We start from the raw sequence: 24425 nt of genomic DNA, 5'->3' as shown, positions 1-24425 counted from the left end.
CAGCCTGCGCGGCCGATCTTGTTTCATGCCCGTGGCTCCGACTACCGCTACAGTCGACCAGAGATCACGGACCTCCGATCGTGGGCAGATACGTCTCGACTTCACGCCTTCCCCCGGTGTCGAGCACAGCGATATTCTCGTTCCAGAAATCTTCAGCTTCTTTGGTATCGGTTCCCCATGCACGCGTAGCGCTGCGACGGCCACCGAGACGCAGATACTGATGGGCCAGCATCGACAGGCCGGACGCAGTCCCAGTCTCAATCGTGGAGTTTCTAACGGGAAGTGCAGATAGCATCCGCTCAAGCGCGTCGTGCTCGGGGCCACGTGGGTGTTGACTTAAGAACACGTCCACTGGAATCCGCGTTTCGTGGCCACCGGACGGCAAGTTGCCACGGTGCGTGACGGTTGCGCGATGGTTCTCGGGATCAGGTTCGATAAACCACCGATCTCCATTGGTGCTGTGCGCAAACTCCTGCGGTTCGTTCATGCTGCCGATCCTTACGAGTTTTCGAGGGGGAGACGCTATCCGGCTTGTGTTCTTGCCGTGCGCCTCGCTTATCAACAGTCACCGCCGCCAATGGTTGCCGGAGGCGTCGAATTGTCTTCGAGCTCCGGCTGCAATCCCCCTAAACTCGTTCCAAAGCCAGAGCTATCCCCTGGCCAACGCCGATGCACATCGTGGCAAGCGCGTATCGCGTACTCCCCAGCGATAGCTCCAGTGCCGCGGTTCCGGCAATGCGTGCTCCGGACATGCCGAGCGGGTGACCCAGCGCGATGGCACCGCCATTCGCGTTGACATGCTCTGCATCATCGGGGATTCCGAGCTCGCGCAAAACGGCGATGCCCTGAGAGGCGAAGGCTTCGTTCAGCTCGACAATCCCGAAATCCTGCGGCGACAGGCCGAGGCGTGCGCAGAGTTTCTGCGTCGCTGGCGCAGGCCCGATGCCCATCACCCGTGGCGGAACGCCAGCCGCAGCGCCGCCGATGATGCGTGCAATCGGCGTCAGGCCATATTTCCGGGCCGCCTCCTGCGAGGCGATGATGAGTGCCGCTGCCCCGTCATTGACGCCGGATGCGTTGCCGGCCGTGACCGTGCCGCCTTCGATCTTGTTCACCGGCCTGAGCTTGGCCAATGCCTCCAGGCTGGTCGCACGGGGATGCTCGTCCTTGTCGACAATGATGCTGTCGCCCTTGCGTTGCGGGACGCTGACAGCGGTGATTTCGCGCGCTAGACGGCCGTTCTGCTGAGCTGCCGAGGCTTTCTCCTGGCTGCGCAATGCAAAAGCGTCCTGATCCTCGCGAGAGACGTGATAATCGATCGCGACGTTGTCGCCGGTTTCCGGCATGGAATCGACGCCATACTGCTTTTTCATCAGCGGATTGACGAAACGCCACCCAATGGTGGTGTCATAGATCTCGGCGTTGCGCGAAAACGCAGTCTCGGCCTTCGGCATCACAAATGGCGCACGGCTCATGCTTTCGACGCCACCGGCAATCATAATGTCGGCTTCGCCGGCCTTGATGGCGCGGGCAGCGGTGATCACGGCATCCATGCCCGATCCGCAGAGACGGTTGATCGTCGTGCCGGATACGGAAACAGGCAGGCCGGCGAGGAGCAGCGACATGCGCGCGACATTCCGGTTATCTTCGCCCGCCTGGTTGGCGCAGCCAAAGACCACGTCGCCGACCGCTTCCCAGTCGACGGCAGCGTTTCGCTCCATCAGTGCCCTAAGAGGTACAGCGCCCAGATCGTCCGCACGGACCGATGACAGCGCGCCGCCGAAACGACCGATCGGGGTACGGATATAGTCGCAGATAAATGCTTCGGTCATCGATCTCTCCTCAAAGCGCCGGTACGACAAGATCGGCAACAGCGCCGTCCACATGGAGCTGCGCGCCGGTCATCGCCTGCAATTCCTCGATGGTCATTGCGGCGAGCTTTTCACGCAGGACAAAACGGCCGTCAGCGATATCGATCACCGCATGGCTCGTATAGACCCTCGTGATGCAGCCGACGCCCGTGAGGGGAAATGTGCATTTGGAGACAAGTTTCGGCTTGCCGTCCTTCGTCACATGCTCGGTGATGACGAAAACCTGCTTGGCACCATGCACCAGATCCATCGCGCCGCCGACCGCCGGCACGCCTTTGGAGCCGACGCGCCAGTTGGCGAGGTCGCCATTTTCCGCCACCTGATAGGCGCCGAGGATTGCAACGTCGAGATGGCCGCCCCGCACCATGGCGAAGCTGTCCGCATGATGAAAGAAAGCCGCGCCAGGCTTGACCGTCACGGCCTTTTTGCCCGCGTTGATCAGATCCCAGTCTTCCTCACCGGCTGCCGGAGGCTCGCCGAAATCGAGGATGCCGTTTTCCGTATGGAAGATCGCCTGTCTGCCGGGCGGCTGATAGCGGGCGACCATTTCCGGAAAACCGATCCCGAGATTGATATAGGCGCCATCTTCGATATCCTGCGCGGCACGCCAGGCGATCTGCGTGTTCGACAGTTTGATGTCTTCGCGGGTGTCCAGTGTCTGAGTTTCGCCGCTCATGCGCTCATTCCTCCGGCATAGGCCACTCCGGCCCGGATGAGTTCTTCTTCTTGCTGAGGGTTTGAAACCTCGACCACCGCATCGACAAAGATGCCGGGCGTGATCACGTGTTCGGGGTCGATGTCGCCGGGTTCAACGATCTGCGAGACCTGGGCGATGGTGGTGGTCGCCGCCATGCACATCAGAGGATTGAAGTTCCGGCCGGCCTTGCGATAGGTGAGGTTGCCATGGGTGTCGCCGAGATGCGCCTTGACGACGGCAAAGTCGGCCTTGAGCCAGCGCTCCTGCACATAATGTCGTCCATCGAACTCGGCGACCGGCTTGCCCTCGGCCAGTTCCGTTCCATAACCCGTCGGAGTGTAGAAGGCCGGTATGCCGGCGCCACCTGCGCGGATCCGCTCGGCAAGCGTGCCCTGGGGGACGAGTTCCAACTCGATCTTTCCGGCCAGATAGGTATCGGTGAAGGCGCGCGGATCGGACGAGCGAGGGAAGGAGCAGATCATCTTCGCGATCATGCCAGCATCGATCATCGCCGCAATACCGATGCGTCCGTTCCCGGCGTTGTTATTGATCACGGTCAGGTTTTTAGGACCATTGTCGATCAGCGCGTGGATGAGTTCGATCGGCGCACCGGAGCCTCCGAAACCACCGATCATCACCGTGGCACCGTCGGTGATCTTGGACACGGCATCAGCCAAAGTCCGAATTGTTTTATCCATCAGTATCCTCCGCAAACCGCTCCCGCTGCAGAAACAACTAAATCCCATAAGGATGGACGGCAAACCATTTGTGCGATATCGTCTCTTTGTACGATTATCGCACAAAATGAGGCTCTGGTGGACGTCAAGACGAGAGACATGATGGGCGGGCTGGCAAAGGGCCTCAAGGTCATAGAAGCCTTCTCTGCCGAGCGACCGCGTCTCAGCATCGCCGAAGCCTCACAGCTCACCGGTTATGATCGCGCGACGGTGAGGCGATGCCTCCTGACGCTCTCCGAACTCGGTTATTGTGCCTATGACGGAAAATTCTTCACCGTCACGCCCCGCGTCTTGCGACTGGGGACGGGATGCCTGGCAGCGATGCCATTGCCGAAGATCGTGCAGCCTTGGCTCGATGACCTGTCCGAACAGACAGGCCAAAGCACATCCGTTTCCATTCTTGATGAGAGTGACATCGTTTACGTCGCGCGGGCCGCGCAGCGCAGGGTCATGTCGATTTCGCTGATGCCGGGCTCACGCCTTCCAGCCTACTGCACCTCCATGGGGCGGGTGATGCTGTCAGCACTTCCTGTCGAGCAGGCAGAAGATCTTCTTTCATTAAAGCCGCTCGTGGCGAGGACGGCAAAGACCGTGACCGACATCGAAACGCTCAAGGGCGAACTGCTCCGCATCCGTGATCGCGGCTATGCCTGCATCGATCAGGAGGTCGAAATCGGCCTTCGCTCTCTGGCCGTCCCGCTATTCGGCCCCCGCGGCCAAGTCGTCGCCGCGCTGAACATCGGGCTAGCCGCGTCAGAGGAGCCGATGCAGGCTGTCGCTGACCGTTACATTCCGTCACTGCTTAAAGTTCAGAAGGAGCTGACCGGCATATCCGGTTGAATTTGCGGCATATGCCGGCGTTCCAACTCCGAAACCATCTTATTCCCGGGGTATCTCCTGCAGCATCCGGATGATGGCGGAAAAGTCCTCGCCGCCGTGTCCGGCTGCCTCGAACTGGGCGTAGAGGTCGGCCGCGTGGGCTCCGAGCGGTGTCGCGGCGCCGGATTGTTGTGCTGCCTCTTGTGACAGCAGCAAGTCCTTCAGCATCAACGCCGTGGCAAAGCCGGGGCGGTAGTCGTTGTTGGCAGGCGATGTCGGCACGGGACCGGGCACGGGGCAATAGGTCGTCAGCGACCAGCACTGGCCCGATGAGGTCGAGGCGACATCGAACAGCGCCTGATGCGAGAGGCCGAGCTTTTCAGCCAGGCCGAACGCTTCGCAGACGCCGATCATCGAGATGCCGAGGATCATGTTGTTGCAGATCTTTGCAGCCTGACCCGCACCATCGCCGCCGCAGTGGACAATCTTGCGGCCCATGGCTTCGAGGATAGCCTTACCCGACGCAAACGCACTCTCCGAGCCGCCCACCATGAATGTCAGCGTGCCCGCTTCCGCGCCGGTCGTTCCCCCGGACACCGGAGCATCGAGAGAGAGGCAACCCATCGCGCTGCCCAGAGCATGCGCCTTGCGGGCGCTCTCCACGTCCACGGTCGAACAATCGATGAGCAGCGTTCCCTCGGGGATCACGGATGCCAGATCCGACCAGACGGCGAGGACATGCTGGCCCTTGGGCAGCATGGTGATAATGCAGTCTGCATTCAGCACAGCCTGGGGGAGGGTGCTTGCCGCGTTGACGCCATGCGCGCTTGCGGCATTCCTGCTCGCCTCCGAAAGATCGAAGCCCCAGACGTCATGTCCCGCCTTGACGAGATTGGCCGCCATCGGCCCGCCCATGTTCCCAAGTCCAACGAATGCAACCTTGCTCATAGTCCCCCCTTACCGATTGTCCGCCAAGATCATCGCCGCCGCCTTTTCGGCAATCATGATCGTCGGAGAATTCGTGTTGCCCGATGTGATGGCGGGCATGATTGATGCGTCGGCAATTCTCAGCCGGCCGAGTGCTCTCATTTTCAGTCGCGGATCGACGACGCTATCGGGATCCGACCCCATCCGGGCCGTGCCCACGGGATGGAAAATCGTCGTTCCTATTTCGCCGGCAGCGCGCTCCAGATCTGCATCCGTGTCGTACGCCGGTCCCGGCTTGTATTCTTCCGGCTGGTAGCGGGCGAAAGCAGGCTGCGCGACGATGTTGCGGGTCAGCCGGATCGAACTTGCCGCGACACTGCGGTCGGCAGCTGTCGAAAGATAGTTCGGCCGGATCGCCGGCGCTGCTGCAAAATCCGGGCCTTTCAGATGCACGGAACCGCGGCTTTCGGGGCGAAGATTGCATACGCTTGCGGTGATTGCCGGAAAAGCATGAACCGGATCCCCGAAGCGGTCCAGCGAGACCGGTTGGACATGGTATTCGAGATCAGCCGTTTCCTTGTCCGGACCCGACCGGGTAAAAATCCCGAGCTGGCTTGGAGCCATGGACATAGGTCCTGAGCGTTTCAGCGCATATTCCAGCCCGATCGCAGCCTTGCCGAGCCAGCGAGAGGCTTTCTCGTTCAGCGTCGGCACGCCGGTGACCTTGTAGACCAGCCGTAGCTGCAGGTGATCCTGCAGGTTTTCGCCGACCTGTCGCACCTCCTTGACCATCTCGACCCCGGCGTCCGCCAGAACCTCGCCGCGTCCGACGCCTGAGAGTTCGAGCACATGCGGCGTCCCGATCGCGCCCGCCGAAAGCACCGTCTCGCGACGGGCATGAGCCACCTGCGACACGCCATTCTGCTGAAACTCGACGCCTTTCACCTCACCGGTTTCGATGATCAGGCGGCGGACATGCGCCTTGGTGAGGACGCGTAGGTTCGGCCGCTTCATCGCGGGCCGCAGAAAGGCCTTGGAGGTGTTCCAGCGAATGCCCGAACGCTGGTTGACGTCGAAATAGCTCGAGCCTTCGTTGTCGCCGCGGTTGAAATCCTCGATCATCGGGATGCCCGCCTGTTCCGCCGCCTTGCGGAAACTGTCGAGCACCGCCCAGTGCAGACGCTGCTTTTCGACCCGCCATTCGCCGCCTTCGCCATGCAGATCGTCGCCGCCCTTGTAGAAGTCCTGGCTCTTGCGAAACAGCGGCAGCACGTCGTCCCAGCCCCAGCCGGCACATCCCATCTGCCGCCATAGGTCGTAATCGCGCGCCTGGCCGCGCATATAGATCATGCCGTTGATCGAGGAGCAGCCACCGAGCAGCTTTCCGCGCGGATAAAACAGGGAGCGGCCGTTGAGGCCTTTTTCCTTTTCGGTGGCAAAACACCAGTCGGTGCGCGGGTTGTTGATGCAATAGAGATAGCCGACCGGGATATGCACCCAGTGATAGTTGTCGGTCCCGCCGGCTTCCAGCAGCAGCACGCTGTTGCGGCTATCGGCCGAAAGGCGGTTCGCAAGAACGCAGCCGGCGCTTCCGGCACCGATGATGATGTAGTCGTAGGTTTCCATGATCTTCAGCCAATCAGCGGCGATGCTCGAAGCCCAGTTTTCGGCCAAGCCGCGAGGCGTAGAATTCCCCGATCAGGCCGCGCCGGAAGAGGAGGACGCAGACCATGAAGACCACGCCGGTGATGATCGTGACGGGAAATTCCGAGGTCGCGAGGTAGTTCTGCAACGCCACGACAAGCCCGGCGCCAAAGATCGGTCCGATCAGCGTGCCGATGCCCCCAAGCAGCGTCATCAGGATCACCTCGCCGGACATCTGCCAGCCGACATCGGTCAGCGTCGCGAACTGGAAGACGAGCGCCTTGGTTCCGCCGGCAAGCCCGGCAAGCGCCGCCGACATGACGAAGGCGCCGAGCTTGTAGCGGGATACGGAATAGCCGAGCGAGATGGCGCGCTGCTCGTTTTCGCGGATCGATTTGAGGATCATGCCGAAGGGCGAGTTGATGAACCGCCAGATGATCGCCATGCCGATCAAGAAGACGGCCAGCACGAAATAGTACATGTTCGTCGTTTCGCTGAGATCGATAAAGCCGAACAGGTGGCCGCGCGGCACGGACTGGATGCCGTCTTCGCCATGCGTGAATTCCGCCTGCAGGCAGAAGAAGAAGAACATCTGCGAAAGCGCAAGCGTGATCATCGCAAAGTAGATGCCCTGCCGTCGAATGGCAAAGAAGCCCATGATCAGGCCAAGCACGGCCGCTCCGAATGCGCCGACGAGAATGCCGAGTTCCGGCGACAGACCCCAGACCTTCACGACATGGGCAGTAAAATAGGCGGCTCCGCCGAAGAACGTCGCATGGCCAAAGGACAACAGGCCCGTGTAACCCAACAACAGGTTGAACGCGCAGGCAAATAACGCAAAGCACAAAAGCTTCATCAGAAAGATCGGGTAGAAGAACAGCGGTGCAACAAGGAGCAGCACCAGTCCCAACCCGATGAAGATCGCGTAGGTTTTCGTGGCTGTGCCCGATCTCTCGATGCGCGGCGGGGCGGCGGTGTGGATGATGTCGCTCATCTCTGGCATCCTTCCCTAAACATCCCGGCCGAAAAGACCGGCTGGCCGCAGAAGCAGCACGATCGCCATGATCACGAAGATCACGATGCTCGATGCTTCCGGATAAAACACTTTCGTCAGGCCCTCGGCGATTCCGAGCATGTAGCCGGTCAGGATCGCACCCATGATCGATCCCATGCCGCCGACGACGACGACCGCAAAGACCACGATGATGATGTTGGACCCCATCAGCGGCGAGACCTGGTAGATCGGCGCCGCCAGAACGCCGGCAAAGGCGGCAAGGCCCGCGCCGAGCCCGTAGGTCAGTGTCAAAAGCACCGGCACGTTGACGCCAAACGCCTGCACCAGGATCGGGTTTTCCGTGGCTGCCCGCAAATAGGCGCCGAGCTTGGTCTTTTCGATCAAAAGCCAGGTGCCGATACAGGCGACCAGGGAGACGACCACCACCCAGCCGCGATAGATGGGTAGGAACATGAAGCCGAGATTGGTGCCGCCGGCAAGCTGCGTCGGAACCGAATAGGGCTGGCCCGACGAACCGTAGAGATACCGGAACGTGCCCTCGATGGTGAGCGCCAATCCGAAGGTGAAGAGCAGGCCGTAGAGGTGGTCCAGTTTGTAAAGCCGTGACAGCAGGAAGCGTTCGGTAATTGCTCCGAACAGGCCGACGACGAGAGGTGCGAGAACGAGCGCGAACCAGTAGTTGATGCCGAAATACTGCAGCATCAGCATGGCAACGAAAGCGCCGAGCATATACTGCGCGCCGTGGGCAAAGTTGATGACCCGCAGCAACCCGAAGATGACCGCAAGACCGAGGCTTAAAAGTGCGTAGAAAGAGCCGTTGATCAGGCCGATCAGGAGCTGTCCGAGGAAAGCCTGGAGCGGAATGCCGAAAATCATGGTCATGGTGCGGCGCTCCTGGCGTCGTCTGATTTTACCGAAATTGGACGCGAGCGCGTTGCCAGGTCGTCCGTGCGGTGATCCGTTTGCATTACGACCATGCTCAAACCCCCAGAACCTTGTGCAGCATGTCCATCCTCTCCTGCAGTTCGCCGACCGGGAAATTTGCCACCATTTTTCCGTGGTCCATCAGGTAGAACCGGTCAGCGACGCGGCTTGCGAAGCGAAAATTCTGTTCGACCATCAACACCGTCATGCCGCGGTCCTTGAGCGTCTTCAGCACTTCGCCGATGCGCTGCACGATGACAGGCGCAAGCCCTTCGGTCGGCTCGTCGAGGATGAGCAGTTTTACCCCGGTGCGCAGGATGCGGGCGATCGCCAGCATCTGCTGTTCGCCACCGGAGAGCTTCGTGCCCGGGCTGGAGCGGCGTTCGTGAAGGTTCGGGAATAGCTCGTAGATCTCGCTGAGTGGCATTCCTCCTTGCGCAACGACCGGCGGCAGCATGAGGTTTTCCTCGACGGTCAGCGTCGAGAAGATACCACGCTCCTCAGGCACAAAGCCGAGACCCGCATGGGCGGTTCTGTGCAATGGAACCCGCGACATGTCCTGGCCGGAAAAGAGGATCTCGCCGCGGCGTTCGCGGATGATGCCCATGATCGTGCGCAGCGTCGTGGTCTTGCCGACGCCGTTGCGACCGAGAATGGTGATGGTTTCGCCCTCATGCACCGTCATGTCGACGCCGTGCAGGACGTGGCTTTCACCATACCAGGCATTGAGATTGGAAACCTGAAGCAGGGGTTGCGCCATCATGCCTCCTCCGTGCCCATGTAAGCCGTGCGGACGCGCGGATCCTGGCTGACCGTCGCGTAATCGCCCTCGGCCAGAATTTCGCCGCGCTGCAGTACTGTGACGTGGTGGCAGATATCTGCAACGACGGAAAGATTGTGCTCCACCATCAGCACCGCGCGGGTTTTCGCCACTTCGCGGATGATGGCGGACACGGTACCGATATCCTCCTGGCCCATGCCGGCCATCGGCTCGTCGAGCAGCAGCACTTTGGGATCGAGTGCCAAAGTCGTGGCAATCTCCAGTACCCGCTTGCGACCGTAGGAAAGGTCGGCCGCCAGCGCGTTGCGCTCGCGTTTCAGCCCCACAGTCTCGATCAGCTCGTCGGCGCGGGCATCCAGCCGGTCGAGCGAGGAGAGCGGCAGCCAGAACTGTGTCGACAACCCGCTCGGACGCTGCAATGCGACGCGGACATTGTCACGCACGGTCAGATGCGGAAACACGGCCGAGATCTGGAACGAGCGGACCAGCCCCATCCGCGCCACCTTGTCGGGTGGCAGTTTCGTGATGTCGGCGCCCATCAGCGTGATCGAACCGGCCGTCGGTTGCAGGAACTTGGTGAGAAGGTTGAACACCGTCGTCTTGCCGGCTCCGTTCGGACCGATCAGCGCATGGACACTGGCGTCGTGAACATCGAGATCGACATTCTTGACGGCTGCGAATGCTCCAAAGCTCTTCGACAGGCCACGGGCGGACAAGACCACCCGTGGCTGCTCGTTAGTCGAGATCGATGCGACTGCCATCGCTCACTTCACCAGCTCGCAACCGGCCTTGGCCGGGTCGAGATAGGCCTCCTTGCCGGGAATGGTGGCAAGCACGTTGTAATAGTCCCACGGTTCCTTGCTTTCATCAGGCTTCTTCACCTGCAGCAGGTACATGTCGTGGATCATTCGGCCGTTTGCGCCAACCGTACCGCCGCGAGCGAAGAAGTCGTCGACCGGCATTTCATGCAGCGCTTTGGCCACCGCGTCGCTTTCGTCCGTACCGGCCTTCTGCACGGCTTTGAGATACTGCGTCACGGCAGAATAGGTGCCCGCATGAACCATGTTCGGCATCTTGTTGGTCCGGGCAAAAAACTTCTTGGCAAACTCGCGGCTCTTGTCGTCGAGGTTCCAGTAATAGCCTTCCGTCAGCGTCAGGCCTTGTGCTGCCTCAAGTCCGAGCCCGTGCACTTCGGCCAGCGTGAACAGGAGCGCCGCCAATTTCTGCCCCCCCTGGACAATACCGAACTCGGCCGCCTGCTTGATCGAGTTGGCCGTGTCGAGACCGGCGTTGGCAAGCCCGATCACCTTCGCGCCTGATGACTGCGCCTGCAGCAGGAAGGATGAGAAATCCTGGCTCGACAGGGGATGCCGCACCGAACCGACGACCGTGCCGCCATTGGCCTTCACGTAGTCGCTGGTCTGCTGCTCGAGGGAATAGCCGAAAGCATAGTCCGCGGTCAGGAAAAACCAGCTGTCACCGCCCTGCTTGACCATCGCACCGCCTGTGCCGACCGCAAGCGCATGGGTATCATATGCCCAGTGGAAGCCGTAGGGCGTGCAGGACTTGCCCGTGAGATCAGTGGTCGCCGCACCGGTGTTGATGGTGATCTTCTTCTTGTCCTTGGACAGCGCCTGGACCGCGAGACCGACCGACGACGTTGTCAGGTCCATGATCGTATCGACCTGCTGGGTATCGTACCACTGGCGGGCGATGTTGGAGGCGATGTCGGGCTTGTTCTGGTGATCGGCGTCGATGACCTCGATCGGAACATCCAGAACCTTGCCGCCAAAATCCTCGACCGCCATCTTTGCAGCCTCAACGGACGACTTGCCGCCGAAATCGGAATACACGCCGGACTGGTCGTTCAGGATACCGATCCTGACCTTGCCGTCGGATGCCGTTTGGGAAAATGCAGTGCTGCTGGCGAGCAATACGGCCAGCGGTGTAACAACGGACGCCACAAACGTCTTTCGCATAAGGTCTCCTCCCAGAGATAACAGCGCGCGAATCTGTTCAAATTTGGCGGGCCACCCTCCTCAAAGCAGCCCCTCCTGTGGGTATGGTCGAGTAAAACGAACGTTGACGCAAGGAGGAGCGCGCTATTAATTGCAAACAGCCTCTGTTCAATTTTGAACAGACCCGTGACAGCGTTTGAACAGATAGGGACATTGGAGCGCTAACCGCCGACATGACAGCCAGCCCGAACTTCACCTGGGACGACCTTCAATATTTCCTGGCCGTCGCCCGAACCGGGCAGCTTTCCGTCGCGGCCCGGCAATTGCGCACCAGCCATGCCACCGTATCGCGCCGCATCGACCGGCTGGAATTCAGTCTCCGGATCAAGCTTTTCGAGCGCAATCCGCGCGGCTATGTCCTAACCGGAATTGGACAACGCTTCATCGAAGCTGCGGAACGCATGGAGGCGGAAGCGGACCGGTTGCAGATGGATATCTTCTCGGGGAGCGCTGCTCACCAGGGCGTCGTCCGTCTCAGTGCTCCGGAAGGAATTGCGAACTTCTTCCTCGCGCATCAGATCGGCGATTTCACCGTCCAGCATCCCAATCTCTCGCTCGAGCTGGTGACGATCCAGCAGATCATGTCCTTGTCGCGCAAGGAGGCCGACATTGCCATCTCGCTCGATCCGCCGAAGGGCGGACCCTACGAAATCGAGAAGATCACCGACTATCGGCTGAACATCTACGGCGCAAAATCCTACCTGTCCGAGCGACCGGAGATTAAAAGCCGCGACGACCTGCTGCTACACCCGTTCATCGGCTACATCCAGGATATGATCTTTGCGCCGGGACTGGACTATCTTGGCGACGTCCATCCGGGAATCCGGCCGCGGTTTCAGAGCTCAAGCATCTCGGCGCAACTGACGGCGACGCTTCAGGGCCAGGGACTCTGCATCCTGCCGCATTTCATTGCGCGCCGTCAGCCGGATCTCGAGCTGGTGCTGCCCCGCGAGGTGCAGTTGACCCGGCACTACTACCTGGTCCGTCACCGCGACATGAGCCGCATTCCCCGTGTACGTGCCGTCGCCGACTACCTTTTGGCGGTCGTGCAGAACAATCGAGATGCGTTTCTTGGCGAAATTGAAAGCGCCTGAGCAGAACGAAGTGTGCCCGCCAAACCTGGTTTACCTGGCGTGGCGGGCACTGTACCGGACGGTACTCGCGTTCGGGATCAGTGGCTGACGATCTTCACCGGGATTGCCTTGGACGCCGGCGTCTTGGACATCTCGTCGTGATGGTCGATTGCGTTCAGCACGTTGCATTCGGGATAGTACCCGCCGATCGTGCCGCGCGGAAGCTTGTGCGCTCTGACCGTCAGCCCTCTAAGTTCGCGATGTTTGCCGTCTTCGAAGTCACTTACGAGCGATACGACCTGACCTTCCCGAAGTCCTGCTGCAGCAATGTCTTCCGGACACATGAGAAGCACGTCTCGCGTACCCTCGATGCCGCGGAATCGATCCGAATAGCCATAGATCGTTGTGTTAAACTGGTCGTTGGATCGCATCGTGATCAGCCGGAACCGACCAGGCGCATCCTCGAACGACAACGCGTTGAGCTGATGCGGCGTTGTAAAGACCGCTTTCTTTTCCTCGGTATTCCACTTCCGTTCGTGTGCATCATTGCCGCGATAAAAACCGCCGGGCTCGAACATCCGCTGGTTGTAATGCTTGAAGTCGTCGGGGTAGGTTGCCTCGATGAGATTGCGAACGAGGCTGTAGTCCCGCGTCCATTCGTCCCATTTCAGCTTCGGGTTATGGTCGAGGGTTGCCTTGGCGATGCCGGTCACGATCGCAAGTTCGCTCTGGAGTTGCTTGGATGCCGGCGTCCGCTTTCCGATCGAACCGGAAATGTGGGAGAAGCTGTCTTCCGTCGTGACGGACTGATTTCCGGTCGCCTGCATGTCGATCTCGGTTCTGCTGAGACATGGCAGGATCCAGGCCTCCTTGCCCGGAAACAGATGGCTGCGGTTGAGCTTCGTCGAGACCATGACCGTCAGCTCCTGCTCGGCCCAGACCCGCTCCATATCGACCTGATCCGGCACGGCCCGAAGTAGATTGCCGCCCAGTGAGATCGTGGCGCGAATGGTTCCTGCCATCATGCCTTTGACCGCATCGACGATGTGCGTTCCGTCCTCGGTCGGAGGATCGAAATCGAACAGTTCCTTCAGTTTGTCCATCGGGATGAGCTTGGTCTTTTCGGCAATGCCGACGGTCCGCTGGCCCTGAACGTTCGAGTGGCCACGCACCGGACAGCAACCAGCCCCCTCGCGGCCGATATTGCCGCGCAGGAGGAGAAGGTTGACTAGCATCGCGATGTTAAGGCCGCCCTGCGAGTGCTGGGTCAGTCCCATTCCGTAAACGCCGATGACGCGCTTGGCGGCAATATAAGTCGCGCCTGCCTCGCGCAGGCCAGCCTCCGTGAGCCCGCTTTCGCGCACAATGTCCGACCAAGGCGTGTCGCGCACGCATTCGATGAACTTGTCGAAGCCCGTCGTATGCTCGGCGATGAAATCGACATCGAGAACGCGCGCCCGGCCAGCGGCAACCGCCGCATCATCGGCCTCGACGACGGTCTTACAGAGACCCAGCATGGCAGCGACGTCACCACCGGCCTGCACCTGCAGATACTGATCGGATATCTTGGTCTCGTTGCCCGTGACCATGTCGAGCGGATTTTGCGGGTTCACGAATGACACGAGACCCTGCTCGATAACAGGGTTGAATGTGACGATCTTCGCGCCGCGCTTTTTGGCTTCCTGCAGCGGATGGAGGAAACGTGGACTGTTGGTGCCCGGGTTCTGGCCGAAGAAGAAGAAGGCGTCGGTCTTTTCCAAGTCTTCCCAGACGATGGTACCGACCGGCGAGCCGATGACCTTGGTGAGGCCGACGGACGTCGTCTCGTGGCACATGTTCGAGCTCTGCGGCAGGTTGTTGTTGCCATAGGCGCGTGCCAGCAAGGCATAGAGGTAGGATGCTTCCAGTCCGGCATGGCCGGACGAATAGAAGACCACGCTCTTCTTCTCCAGGCGCTTTAGCGTTGCGCCGATCTTCTGGAACGCCTCGTTCCAGGTGGCCTCCACGTATTGTCCGGTCGCGTGGTCGAAGCGGAGAGGATGGGTTAGGCGACCTGTCATCTCCAGATCGTGGTCTTTCCAGCCCTTCAGCTCCTCCACCGTATGCTTCTTGAAGAAATCAGGTCCGCAACGGGAGTTGGTCAGGTCCCACATGGTGGCCTTGGCACCATTCTCGCAAAACTCGAAAGGGTGATAGTTTTTGGGCTTTGGCCAGGCGCACGAGACGCACATGAATCCGCCCGGCTTGTTTTGGCGAGACAACGTTTCGAGAAACGCTGGTGGAGGCGAACTCTCGCCGTAGATCCGGAAGATCGACTTTACCGAGCCCCAACCACCTGCAGGGCCTTTGCCTTCAGGATTGCTGATGTTGTCTGCCATGGGTGGGCCTCCGAAATGTTCGCTGAAAGGGATGCTAGGGGCGGCATCGACATAACTCGAAGAAGGCGCGATCGTTCCTCCCGCCGGGCAGTCGTTTCCGAGCGGCTGTCGGATCCGGAGACGGCATACGGCCTCGGTTTCAGGACGAGGCATACCGCAAATGACTGACGTGACGTTGCTCCACTATTCTTCTTGAACCGGCGGCATATATAGGCGTTTGCGTCCGGACGATTGCGGTTGGGCGCGCCAGGCAAGACTAGTTGTAAACAGGGAGATACCGGCCGTGCACCTGCCCAAGATCGTGATCGGAACCATATTCGCCATTGCCGCATCTGCGGCCACGGCATCGGCGCAAGTCGTCGTATCATCAAAGATCGATACCGAGGGCGGCGTCCTCGGCAACATCATTTTGTCCATCCTGAACGCAAACGACATCAAGACGACGGATCGCGTTCAGCTCGGCGCCACACCTGTCGTGCGCAAGGCGATCACCGCCGGCGAAATCGACATCTATCCGGAATATACCGGCAATGCGGCGTTCTTCTTCGAAAAAGCCGAAGACCCGGCCTGGAAGGACGCGGCAAAGGCCTATACTGAGGCCAAGAAGCTGGATTACGATGCAAACAAGATCGTCTGGCTGACCCCGTCTCCGGCAAACAACACCTGGGCGGTCGCCATCCGCAAGGAAGTCGCGGACGAAGGCAAGATCAAGACCTTCAGCGAATTCGGCTCGTATGTTGCTGGCGGCGGTAAGGTCGTTCTGGCTGCCTCCTCGGAATTCGTCAACTCGGCTGCAGCCCTTCCGGCCTTCCAGAAGACCTACGGCTTCACGCTCAAGTCCGACCAGCTGATCACGCTGTCCGGCGGCGACACCGCTGCCACGATTGCAGCAGCTGCAAACCAGACCAACGGCGCCAATGCGGCGATGGTCTACGGCACGGATGGTGGCATTGCGCCATCGGGTCTCGTCGTTCTGGAAGACGACAAGGGCGTCCAGCCGGTCTACCAGCCGGCTCCGATCATCCGTGAAGCGGTTCTGAAGGAGCATCCGCAAATCGAAACGCTTCTGAAGCCGGTCTTCGAAAAGCTCGATCTTGTGACGCTCCAGGAGTTGAACGGTCGCGTGCAGCTCGGTGGCGAACCGCCGAAGGCCGTTGCCGAAGACTTTCTGAAGAAGAACGGCTTTCTGAAGTAACACTGTCTGCTTGATGCATTCCTCCCGAAAGGGCGGGATGCATCATCCGGGGGCCAAGGAGGATCGGATTGAAGCTTCGCCTCGATAAGCTGGGTGTCGTCGTGGCGCTGCTGGCGGTCTACGCTGCCTTCTTCGCGCCCCTCATGATTTTCCGTCCCAACCGGATCGTGCCGGGGCAGGGGAAGTCTCTCTGGGAATCCCTGCCGCCATCCACGTCGATCGCCTTCGTCGTCGTTATCGGCGTCGCGATCCTCATCACACTCTTCAAAACACCTCTTTATCTGAGGCTGTCGGCTGCGGCGGCCGTTCTCGCGGGACTTGCCATCTCCGTCGGTTCCGCCGCGTCGTTTCTGACGCCGGACGGCAATACCTATGCTCGTGTTTCGCCGGCCTCCGGTGCCTGGCTGTTGATGCTTGCCTTCGCTCTGCTCGCCGCCGATGCGATCGCCAGACTGCGGCCAACACCCGTCGTTCGGATCGCCTTTCTGGCGGTCAGCGTAGCGGGCATCGCGCTCGTCCTGTCTTCGGGTCTCTGGGACGGACTTTCCATCATCAGGGAATATGCGGGCCGCGCCGACGTCTTCTGGCAGGAGGCGGGAAAACACGTGACATTGGCGATCGGATCGCTGATTGCAGCCGTCGTCGTCGGTCTTCCCCTCGGCGTTCTTGCCCACCGAGTCACTTCCTTGCGTGCCGGCATTCTCAACACGCTGAACTTCGTCCAGACGATCCCGTCGATTGCCCTGTTCGGCATTCTCATCGCGCCGCTCGGCTGGATCGCCATCAACGTGCCGGGTGCGGCCGCGATCGGCATACGCGGCATTGGCGCTGCACCCGCGTTCGTGGCGCTGTTCCTCTACTCCCTGTTGCCTGTTGTCGCCAACACCGTCGTGGGACTCGAAGGCGTGCCCCGGGAAGCAAACGAGGCGGCCCGCGGAGTCGGCATGACCGGGCGCCAACGCCTGTTCGGCATCGAACTGCCGCTCGCCATGCCCGTCATCCTGACCGGTATCCGCATCGTTCTGGTTCAGAATATCGGGCTTGCGACCATTGCGGCCCTGATCGGCGGCGGCGGGTTCGGCGTCTTCGTCTTCCAGGGCGTCGGCCAGACGGCAATGGATCTTGTGCTCCTGGGCGCCGTACCCACCGTCGTGCTTGCCTTCACCGCAGCCACCGTATTGGACGCACTCGTCGAACTGAACGCCCCTGTTGGCACTCGAGGCAAAGCCGCATGATCGAAATCCAGACCCTCACCAAGCGTTACGGCGACAATACGGTTGTCGACACAGTGACTATGACGATCCAACCGCGCACGGTAACGGTCATTGTCGGAACGTCCGGCTCCGGCAAGACCACGCTTCTGCGGATGATCAACCGGCTCGTGGAACCGACCTCTGGAACCATCAAGCTCGACGGCGTCGACAATCGCGACCTGCCGGGGTTCGAACTGCGGCGCAGGATCGGCTACGCGATCCAGGGACACGGGCTTTTTCCGCATCGAACCGTCGCGCAGAATATCGCCACTGTTCCGGGTCTGCTTGGCTGGGACCGGCCCCGCATCGACGCCAAAGTAAAAGAGCTGCTCGAACTCTTCCAGCTCGACCCCGCCGATTTCGCGGCGCGTTTTCCGCATGAACTCTCCGGCGGGCAGCAACAGCGCGTCGGCGTGGCACGCGCTCTTGCGGCCGAACCCAACGTGCTCCTGATGGATGAGCCGTTCGGCGCTCTCGACCCGATCATTCGCGCCAAGGCGCAGCAAGACCTTATCAGCATTCAAAAGGTGCTCGGCACGACCATCGTTCTCGTCACGCACGATATGGACGAGGCCTTTCATCTGGCGGACCGGATTGCGGTGATGGACAAGGGCAAGGTCGTTCAATACGGCGCGCCTGTCGAACTGGTTCGACAGCCTGCGACCCCGTTCGTCGAAACGCTGATTGGCGATACGGAGCGGCCGTTCCGGCTCCTGTCGATGCAGACTATCGGTGACGCCCTCGAGCCCAATCAAGCGACAGGGGAACCACTGTCCGAAGACATGAGCCAGCGAGAAGCGCTATCAAAGCTTTTGTGGACGGGACAGCAGGCATTGCCTGTTCGCGCATCCGATGGGCGGATCATCGGTTCTGTTTCGGTCGAAGGACTGTCCAAGCGCGCGGCGGGTCTGGCATGAGAGCGTGGCTTCCTCTCATGCTGCGGGCGTTACTGCTCGTTCTTCTGCTGACGTTCCTGCTGATGCCCGAATCGTTCGATCCCATCCTGCGCCCGCTGGTTCAGCAGAATGCGCCCGCGATCTACAATCAGGGAAGTCTTCTGACACTCACGCTTCTGCATCTGAGGACGGTCGCCATCGCCACGACAGCAGCGATTCTTGTGGCTGTTCCCATGGCAATTCTCGTGACGCGGCCGATCGGCGCCGAGTTTTTGCCGCTCTCGCGGGGCCTCGTGAATATCGGGCAAACCTTCCCGCCAGTAGCGGTGCTGGCGCTCGCGGTTCCAACGCTGGGGTTTGGTGAAAAACCGACGCTGGTCGCGCTCTTTCTCTACGGTTTGCTGCCGATTTTCGAAAACACACTGACGGGGCTGACGACCCTTCCGCCGTCTGTCATGGAGGCGGCGCGCGGGACAGGCATGACCGGGTTGCAGCGGCTGTTCAAGGTCGAGCTGCCGCTCGCCACACCCGTCATCCTCGCCGGTATCCGTCTGTCGGTCGTGATCAGTCTCGCCACGGCCACGATCGGTTCGACCGTTGCCGCAAAAACCCTGGGCGAAGTCATCATCGCCGGCCTGCAGGCCAACAACCTCGCCTTTATCCTGCAAGGCGGCCTGATCGTCGGCGCTCTTGCGATCCTCATCTACGACACGCTGTCCGCCGTCGAGCGGGTTGCAGCTCGTCGTACGGGCCTGAACGTGCGGTAATTCCGCTTCTGGTAGAGCTTCAACGCTGACAGTCTAGCTGTCCCACTTCGGCCCGACACCGCGGCCGGTAATCAACCAGCCGAGGCTTACCTGCAGGGAGCGTGCGACGATCTCGAGATCGGTTGCGATCGGTGCGTCACGGTCGTTCTCCCAGGCCTCCCAGACACTCCGGTCGACACCGGACATGTGGGCAGCATCATCTACCGAAAGATCAGTCGCATCGCGTGCCAGCGAGATACGCCCGCCGAGCGTATCGCCGGTAGCCTGGTCGAGATCCGTTCCGTCAATAAACATCGTCTGCTCCTAACAACTGGACGCTGGCATCAAGTAGCAAAAGGGCTCCGCGGATAACCGCGAAGCCCGAGGCCTATGTCAGCCTTCTTCTCCAACCCAGGCCTTGACCTGATCCGGATGGTCCTTGATGTATTTTGCGACCGCTTCGTCGTAGGACGTCTCCTGCGCGGTAAACATCCCCGCTTCGAGATCAGCGATCGGCAGCTTCATGCGCGAGAGGAAGCCGGCAACCTTCGGATTTTCGGTCTTGAAATCCTTGCGGGCGAGAACGTCGACGTGTTCTGCTTCACCCAGCGACTTCTTGGGGTCGGTCAGGTAACGAAGCTTGTACTTGCCGAACATCCAATGGGGGCTCCAGGACGTGGCGACGAACCACTTTTCGCTGCGCATGGCGCGATCGACCGTCGTCAGCATGCCCGCCTCACTGGAGATCTGCAGCTTGTAGTCGTCGAGACCGTAATCCTTTACGGCCTTTTCTGACAACCGTGTCAGACCTGCGCCCGGATCGATGCCCTGCACGATGCCGGAAAGCTTCTTTTGCACTTCAGGCTTCTTCAGATCCTCGATCGAAGCGATCTCGCTTTCCGGGATATAGGCCGGAACGACCCAGCCCAGCTTTGCGCCGTCATAGACGGTACCGAGCGTTTCGACCTTGTCCTTCACCTTCTCGTAGTAGTCCGCATGGGTCTGCGGCAGCCAGGCCATCATCATCGCGTCGAGATCGCCGCGGCTGACACCCTGGTAGAGCGGAGCGACATCGGACTGTACCAGCTCGACTTCCGTGCCGAGTTCATCCTTGATGAGCTTTGCGGCGAGCTTGGTGACAAATTCAGCATCGGACCAAGCGGACCAGCCGATCTTTACCGGCTTGGCGTCCTGCGCCATCGTTGCGGTCACAGATCCACCGATGAGAGTGGCGGCGAGCCCGAGGGTTGCGAGGGTCTTGAACATGTAGTCTCCTTTTTGGGAGGTTTGCAATTGCGGGTTCATCACCCGCACGGTTCGGCGAAGGACTGGATCAGGCGGTTGCCGTCACCATGTCCTCACGCTCGTTTCTCTTGAAAAGCGCGCGCCAGAGGGCGTTCGGCTTTCTGGATTTCTGGCCGAGGCTCTGGGTGATCCGGTCGAGAATGACGGCCAGGATGACGACGGCAAGACCGCCCTCGAAGCCCGTGCCCACATCCAGGCGCTGGATACCGGTCAGAACCGTGTTGCCGAGCCCGCCGGCGCCGATCATCGAAGCGATGACGACCATCGACAGCGACAGCATGATCGTCTGGTTGATACCGGCCATGATCGAGGGCAGGGCATTGGGAAGCTGGATCTTGAACAGAAGCTGCGTCGAGGTGCAGCCAAACGCGTTGCCTGCCTCGATAAACTCGTGATGTACCTGGCGGATGCCAAGATTGGTCAGTCGCACGACGGGCGGCATTGCGAAGATCACCGTGGCGATGGCACCCGGCACCGCTCCAAGCCCGAAGAACATCGCTGCCGGAATGAGGTAGACGAAGGCCGGCATGGTCTGCATCAGATCGAGGATGGGCCGGACGATGGCTGCGACACTATCCTTGCGCGCCATGGCAATGCCGAGCGGCAGGCCGATGATCATTGCCATCAGCGTCGACGCGATCACCAGGGAAAGCGTCTCCATCATGGCGCTCCAAAGACCCATGTGGTCCACCAGCCAAAGTGCGATGCCGGTCAGCAGGCCGAAGCCGAGGCCGACCCGCCAGAGGGATAGCGCGACAAAGATGGCAATGCCGACGGGCATCGGGAGCGCAAGCAGCGCATCCTGGATCGTCCCGGTTACAAAGCCGATCGCCGACGCGATCAGATCGAGAAAGGGGGAGAAGTTGTCGAGGATGTAGTTGACGGCTGTATCGATACCGTCGCCGATGTTGAAATTCATGTCTGTCTCCGGTTTCTGGCCGGCTACAGCGCCGCCTGCATCATGGGCCGGCAGGGCGCTGCAACAATTCTAAGGTCGTGAATGGAAATCAGCTGGCGCGGTCGAGCGTTTCAAGCAGCGTCGTTTTGCTGATCGATCCGAGATAGCGCTTGGCGTCATCGATGACGGGGACCGGCCAGGCGCTGGCGGCGACCGTGCCGAGAACGTTCGACAGCGGTTCGTCGGCTGCGATTGTCTCGATCCCGGTGAGAAACGCTCCGCGGTAGGGATCATCCGCCTTGGCGCGCAGCTTTTCGACAAGCGATGTCTGGCTGACCATTCCCTGGTAGGTCTTGTCGCGACCAAGAATGATCGCGTATTCGCGGTCGAAGTGCTTCATGCGTTCGAGTGCGGCGGCGGCCGATACACCCTGACGGTCGATGATCGTGACCTGGGTCTTGCGAGCAACATCGCCGGCCTTGAAGACATGGCTGACATCAACATTGCGGAAGAAGGAGCGGACGTAATCATTGGCCGGGCTCATGACGATTTCGTCCGGCGTGCCGACCTGAATGACGCTGCCGTTCTGCATGATGCAGATACGGTCGCCGATCCGCATGGCTTCGTCGAGATCGTGGCTGACGAAGACGATCGTGCGGCTTTGTTCGGACTGAAGACGGACCAACTCGTCCTGCATCTCGGTCCGGATGAGCGGGTCAAGTGCCGAGAAGGCTTCGTCCATGAGAAGAATGGTCGGTTCACTGGCCAAAGCACGGGCAAGGCCGACGCGCTGCTTCATGCCGCCGGACAGCTGATCCGGAAGGCTGTCCTCGTAACCGTCGAGGCCCACGGCCTTCAAAGCAACGAGAGCCTTCTGCCGACGCTCGGCTTCGTTGACGCCTGCGACCTCGAGACCGAAGGAAGCGTTGTGGAGCACGGTACGGTTGGGCAGAAGCGCGAAGGACTGGAACACCATGCTGATATCGCGGCGCCGCAGATCGATCAGTTCCTTGCGCGACATCTGGGTGATGTCACGCCCGTCGATTTTTATCGCACCGGATGTCGGCTCGATGAGCCTGTTCAGCAGACGAAGGAGGGTGGATTTTCCGGAGCCGGACAGGCCCATGATCACGAAAATCTCGCCAGCCTTGATCTCGAAGCTCGCGTCGTTGACACCGACGGAGCAACCGGTCGCTGAATGGATTTCGGATTTTGTCTTGCCGGCGCGGATCATGCCCAAGGCCTTGTCAGGCCGCTCGCCGAAGATTTTGTAGACGTTGTTTAGACTGATCTTGGTCGGTGTCGCTTCGAGCGGCGCGTCATTTTCAGTTGCATAAGCCATTAAAAATTTGGCCCGGGCTCGGTAGCGCGGGCATTCTCCTAGACAGTCGGATCTACTCTACGGCGGAAGCATAGGCTTTCCGGCCAGAGGTCGTCCGTGTATTTTATTTGGGCGATATAGCCATCGCCGGCGAAGAACCAATCCGATCAGCGTATCGCGAGGATTGTATCAAGTCAGACGTCACGCACTAAAAGCGCGCTTCAGACGCACATTCGTTATGCGCATCTGCAGCCCGTCCATGACCTGTTTGTAGAGCGAGAGATGTGGATGTCCATCAAAAAATCCAATTTGCATGGGTCGGAAAACCTCCCGAAGCAGGCTCATCCATCGCAGATCCACTGCATCAACGAGCATCTCGCCCTATCGAACCCGGATTTCAGACCGGCCATCACGAAACCGTGAAACAATGAAAATCTTGCTCTAGCCCAGATTGCGAAGGTCCAGACTTGTGAGCCGGTGAGCTAGACTGCGCCGCGCAATCGTCCCAACAAGCCGATTTCCCGACCGTTAGCCAGCCAACGCAACTCCCCGCAGCCGCTCTGAGAAACACTCGCGTTGCAATGCGACATGGGATATTTGCATTGTTGGGTGATGGGCGAGTAACGACGTCTGGTCTTTGTGAAGCGGTTTACTCAGCGTGGTCTCATGAGCGTTGTCGGGCAGAGTACTTTTATCATCGACAATCTGAGATTAGCGGACGGTCGCCAAGGCATGTCGCTGAGTGTTTCGAACGGCGTGATAGTCGCGATCGGAGAGCAGACCGCACAGCTATCGTCGCCGCGTTTCGATGCTGGAGGGGTGCTGATCCTGCCGGGACTGACGGATGCGCATGTCCATCTCGACAAGGCGATGATCCTTGGCCGCTGCCCGCTGTGCGAGGGGACCCTTGCTGAAGCCGTTCGGCTGACGGCGCAAGCGAAACGCAGCTTTACCGCAGAGGATGTCGAAGCGCGCGGCGCGCAAGTCTTGGAATTGGCTGTGCGTGCGGGTACGCAGCGCATGCGCAGCTTCGTCGAGGTGGATCTACGCGCAGGTCTTCGAAGTCTGGAAGGTCTGCTGCGGCTGAAGCGCAGATGGTCGGGTCTCATCGACGTCCAGCTTTGCGCCTTCGTGCAGGAAGGCCTGACCAACGAGCCTGAAACCATCGACCTTCTTCACGAAGCCATGAAGATGGGTGCGGATCTGATTGGCGGATGTCCTTATACGGACCCTGATCCCGTTGCCCATGTCGAGCTCATCTTCGGCCTTGCCCGTCATTACAACGTTGATGTCGACTTCCACGCCGACTTCGATCTCGATCCCGGAAATTCCATTTTGCCCGAGATCATCAGGCAGACCGAAGCCTTCGGCTGGGGTGGGCGTGTCACTGTCGGCCATGCAACGAAGCTTGCAGCCTTCGACCCTGACGAGCGTGAGAGGATGGCGCGGAGCATGGCCGAGGCCGGTATCGCTCTCGTCGTCTTGCCCGCGACAGACGCGTTTTTGAACGGATCGCACGACAACCCGATGCGGCCGCGCGGGATCGCTCCGGCAGCCCAGATGAAGCGCTTCGGGGTGGATGTCGCGCTCGCCACCAACAATGTGCAAAACCCGTTCACACCGTATGGCGACGCCTCACTGCTTCGGATGGCAGGCCTCTACGCCAATCTTGATCAGCTCTCGACGGCAGCTGATATGCACAGCGTTTTCGAGATGGTGTCGACAGATGCGGAGAAGATCACGGGGATGCTGGCGCCACCGATCGCTGTGGGGGCGAAGGCCGAATTCATTCTTGTTGCCGCAGAAACGGCTGAAGATGCGATCCGCCGCAACGCGCCCGTCGTCGCCGCTGTCAAACGCGGCGTGTTGCGACTATGGGCGCCTCTTGCGCCTTTGATCATTCCGGACTGAAACTTTCCTTGTCACG

Annotated in this window: 24 protein-coding genes; 8 read left to right on the top strand and 16 right to left on the bottom strand. The window is 60.2% G+C overall.

The window, feature by feature from the left end; all coding sequences use genetic code 11:
* Nucleotides 1–64: 64 nt before the first annotated feature.
* The 4 genes from AC0JZ8_RS21840 to AC0JZ8_RS21825 all read right to left on the bottom strand — a co-directional run bounded on the left by AC0JZ8_RS21840 (nt 65) and on the right by AC0JZ8_RS21825 (nt 3266).
* Nucleotides 65–487, bottom strand: a complete 423-nt coding sequence (locus AC0JZ8_RS21840; RefSeq protein ID WP_471893544.1) for a hypothetical protein — start codon at nt 485–487, stop codon at nt 65–67.
* Between the two features lie 139 nt (nt 488–626).
* A complete protein-coding gene (gene pcaF / locus AC0JZ8_RS21835; RefSeq protein WP_471893543.1) occupies nt 627–1832 on the bottom strand; it encodes a 3-oxoadipyl-CoA thiolase in 1206 nt (401 codons plus the stop codon).
* 10 nt (nt 1833–1842) lie between these two features.
* On the bottom strand, nt 1843–2547 hold the full coding sequence (locus AC0JZ8_RS21830; protein ID WP_062578016.1) for a CoA transferase subunit B: 705 nt from the start codon (nt 2545–2547) through the stop codon (nt 1843–1845).
* The gene (locus AC0JZ8_RS21825) at nt 2544–3266 is read right to left on the bottom strand and encodes a 3-oxoacid CoA-transferase subunit A (protein ID WP_430245645.1); all 723 of its coding nucleotides are present in this window, start codon (nt 3264–3266) and stop codon (nt 2544–2546) included. The genes AC0JZ8_RS21830 and AC0JZ8_RS21825 overlap by 4 nt, the downstream gene beginning before the upstream one ends.
* Before the next feature lie 117 nt (nt 3267–3383).
* On the opposite strand from AC0JZ8_RS21825, the gene AC0JZ8_RS21820 reads away from it, so the two are divergent.
* Entirely contained in the window at nt 3384–4145 is a 762-nt protein-coding gene (locus AC0JZ8_RS21820; RefSeq protein ID WP_062459715.1) for an IclR family transcriptional regulator, read from the top strand.
* Between the two features lie 39 nt (nt 4146–4184).
* Here the strand turns inward: AC0JZ8_RS21820 and mmsB are convergent, their stop codons facing one another.
* The 7 genes from mmsB to AC0JZ8_RS21785 form a co-directional block, all read right to left on the bottom strand.
* Nucleotides 4185–5072, bottom strand: coding sequence for a 3-hydroxyisobutyrate dehydrogenase (gene mmsB, locus AC0JZ8_RS21815; RefSeq protein WP_062459718.1), 888 nt, complete (start codon nt 5070–5072; stop codon nt 4185–4187).
* Between the two features lie 9 nt (nt 5073–5081).
* Nucleotides 5082–6677 (bottom strand): GMC family oxidoreductase, encoded by a 1596-nt coding sequence (locus AC0JZ8_RS21810; RefSeq protein WP_174197911.1) that lies wholly within the window; start codon nt 6675–6677, stop codon nt 5082–5084.
* Nucleotides 6678–6690: 13 nt separating this feature from the next.
* A complete protein-coding gene (locus AC0JZ8_RS21805) occupies nt 6691–7689 on the bottom strand; it encodes a branched-chain amino acid ABC transporter permease (RefSeq protein WP_062459725.1) in 999 nt (332 codons plus the stop codon).
* Between the two features lie 15 nt (nt 7690–7704).
* Nucleotides 7705–8592 carry a branched-chain amino acid ABC transporter permease gene (locus tag AC0JZ8_RS21800; protein ID WP_062459730.1) on the bottom strand — a complete coding sequence of 296 codons (888 nt, stop codon included), beginning with the start codon at nt 8590–8592 and terminating at the stop codon, nt 7705–7707.
* Between the two features lie 97 nt (nt 8593–8689).
* Nucleotides 8690–9394 carry an ABC transporter ATP-binding protein gene (locus tag AC0JZ8_RS21795; RefSeq protein ID WP_471893859.1) on the bottom strand — a complete coding sequence of 235 codons (705 nt, stop codon included), beginning with the start codon at nt 9392–9394 and terminating at the stop codon, nt 8690–8692.
* Nucleotides 9394–10176 carry an ABC transporter ATP-binding protein gene (locus tag AC0JZ8_RS21790; RefSeq protein ID WP_174197701.1) on the bottom strand — a complete coding sequence of 261 codons (783 nt, stop codon included), beginning with the start codon at nt 10174–10176 and terminating at the stop codon, nt 9394–9396. The genes AC0JZ8_RS21795 and AC0JZ8_RS21790 overlap by 1 nt, the downstream gene beginning before the upstream one ends.
* A 3-nt stretch (nt 10177–10179) precedes the next feature.
* On the bottom strand, nt 10180–11394 hold the full coding sequence (locus AC0JZ8_RS21785; RefSeq protein WP_062578008.1) for an ABC transporter substrate-binding protein: 1215 nt from the start codon (nt 11392–11394) through the stop codon (nt 10180–10182).
* A 212-nt stretch (nt 11395–11606) separates the two neighbouring features.
* Between AC0JZ8_RS21785 and AC0JZ8_RS21780 the strand changes: the two genes are divergently transcribed.
* Complete coding sequence (locus tag AC0JZ8_RS21780) at nt 11607–12527, top strand: LysR family transcriptional regulator (protein ID WP_174197702.1); 921 nt, start codon at nt 11607–11609, stop codon at nt 12525–12527.
* Nucleotides 12528–12604: 77 nt separating this feature from the next.
* Here the strand turns inward: AC0JZ8_RS21780 and AC0JZ8_RS21775 are convergent, their stop codons facing one another.
* Nucleotides 12605–14884 carry an FdhF/YdeP family oxidoreductase gene (locus tag AC0JZ8_RS21775; RefSeq protein WP_471893542.1) on the bottom strand — a complete coding sequence of 760 codons (2280 nt, stop codon included), beginning with the start codon at nt 14882–14884 and terminating at the stop codon, nt 12605–12607.
* Between the two features lie 283 nt (nt 14885–15167).
* On the opposite strand from AC0JZ8_RS21775, the gene osmF reads away from it, so the two are divergent.
* The 4 genes from osmF (at nt 15168) to AC0JZ8_RS21755 (ending at nt 18995) form a co-directional block, all read left to right on the top strand.
* Nucleotides 15168–16079: a glycine betaine ABC transporter substrate-binding protein OsmF gene (gene osmF / locus AC0JZ8_RS21770; protein ID WP_062578000.1), complete on the top strand. Its 912-nt coding sequence runs from the start codon at nt 15168–15170 to the stop codon at nt 16077–16079.
* A 68-nt stretch (nt 16080–16147) separates the two neighbouring features.
* Nucleotides 16148–17314 (top strand): ABC transporter permease, encoded by a 1167-nt coding sequence (locus AC0JZ8_RS21765; RefSeq protein ID WP_471893541.1) that lies wholly within the window; start codon nt 16148–16150, stop codon nt 17312–17314.
* Nucleotides 17311–18249: an ABC transporter ATP-binding protein gene (locus AC0JZ8_RS21760; RefSeq protein WP_471893540.1), complete on the top strand. Its 939-nt coding sequence runs from the start codon at nt 17311–17313 to the stop codon at nt 18247–18249. The genes AC0JZ8_RS21765 and AC0JZ8_RS21760 overlap by 4 nt, the downstream gene beginning before the upstream one ends.
* The gene (locus AC0JZ8_RS21755; protein ID WP_062459757.1) at nt 18246–18995 is read left to right on the top strand and encodes an ABC transporter permease; all 750 of its coding nucleotides are present in this window, start codon (nt 18246–18248) and stop codon (nt 18993–18995) included. Before AC0JZ8_RS21760 ends, AC0JZ8_RS21755 begins: the two co-directional genes overlap by 4 nt.
* A 33-nt stretch (nt 18996–19028) precedes the next feature.
* Here the strand turns inward: AC0JZ8_RS21755 and AC0JZ8_RS21750 are convergent, their stop codons facing one another.
* The 4 genes from AC0JZ8_RS21750 to proV all read right to left on the bottom strand — a co-directional run bounded on the left by AC0JZ8_RS21750 (nt 19029) and on the right by proV (nt 22519).
* Complete coding sequence (locus AC0JZ8_RS21750; RefSeq protein WP_062459760.1) at nt 19029–19289, bottom strand: helix-turn-helix domain-containing protein; 261 nt, start codon at nt 19287–19289, stop codon at nt 19029–19031.
* A gap of 78 nt (nt 19290–19367) precedes the next feature.
* Complete coding sequence (locus AC0JZ8_RS21745) at nt 19368–20240, bottom strand: glycine betaine ABC transporter substrate-binding protein (protein ID WP_430245663.1); 873 nt, start codon at nt 20238–20240, stop codon at nt 19368–19370.
* Between the two features lie 67 nt (nt 20241–20307).
* The gene (locus AC0JZ8_RS21740) at nt 20308–21198 is read right to left on the bottom strand and encodes an ABC transporter permease (RefSeq protein WP_062459766.1); all 891 of its coding nucleotides are present in this window, start codon (nt 21196–21198) and stop codon (nt 20308–20310) included.
* Nucleotides 21199–21286: 88 nt separating this feature from the next.
* On the bottom strand, nt 21287–22519 hold the full coding sequence (proV, locus tag AC0JZ8_RS21735) for a glycine betaine/L-proline ABC transporter ATP-binding protein ProV (RefSeq protein ID WP_471893539.1): 1233 nt from the start codon (nt 22517–22519) through the stop codon (nt 21287–21289).
* A gap of 267 nt (nt 22520–22786) precedes the next feature.
* Between proV and AC0JZ8_RS21730 the strand changes: the two genes are divergently transcribed.
* On the top strand, nt 22787–22921 hold the full coding sequence (locus tag AC0JZ8_RS21730) for a hypothetical protein (protein ID WP_471893538.1): 135 nt from the start codon (nt 22787–22789) through the stop codon (nt 22919–22921).
* A 309-nt stretch (nt 22922–23230) separates the two neighbouring features.
* The gene (locus AC0JZ8_RS21725; protein WP_471893537.1) at nt 23231–24409 is read left to right on the top strand and encodes an amidohydrolase family protein; all 1179 of its coding nucleotides are present in this window, start codon (nt 23231–23233) and stop codon (nt 24407–24409) included.
* Nucleotides 24410–24425: the final 16 nt, after the last annotated feature.

It is taken from the genome of Velazquezella soli (assembly GCF_977018685.1).
The sequence above is the reverse complement of the archived record's forward strand: the minus strand, read 5'-3'. Positions and strand labels throughout refer to the sequence as shown.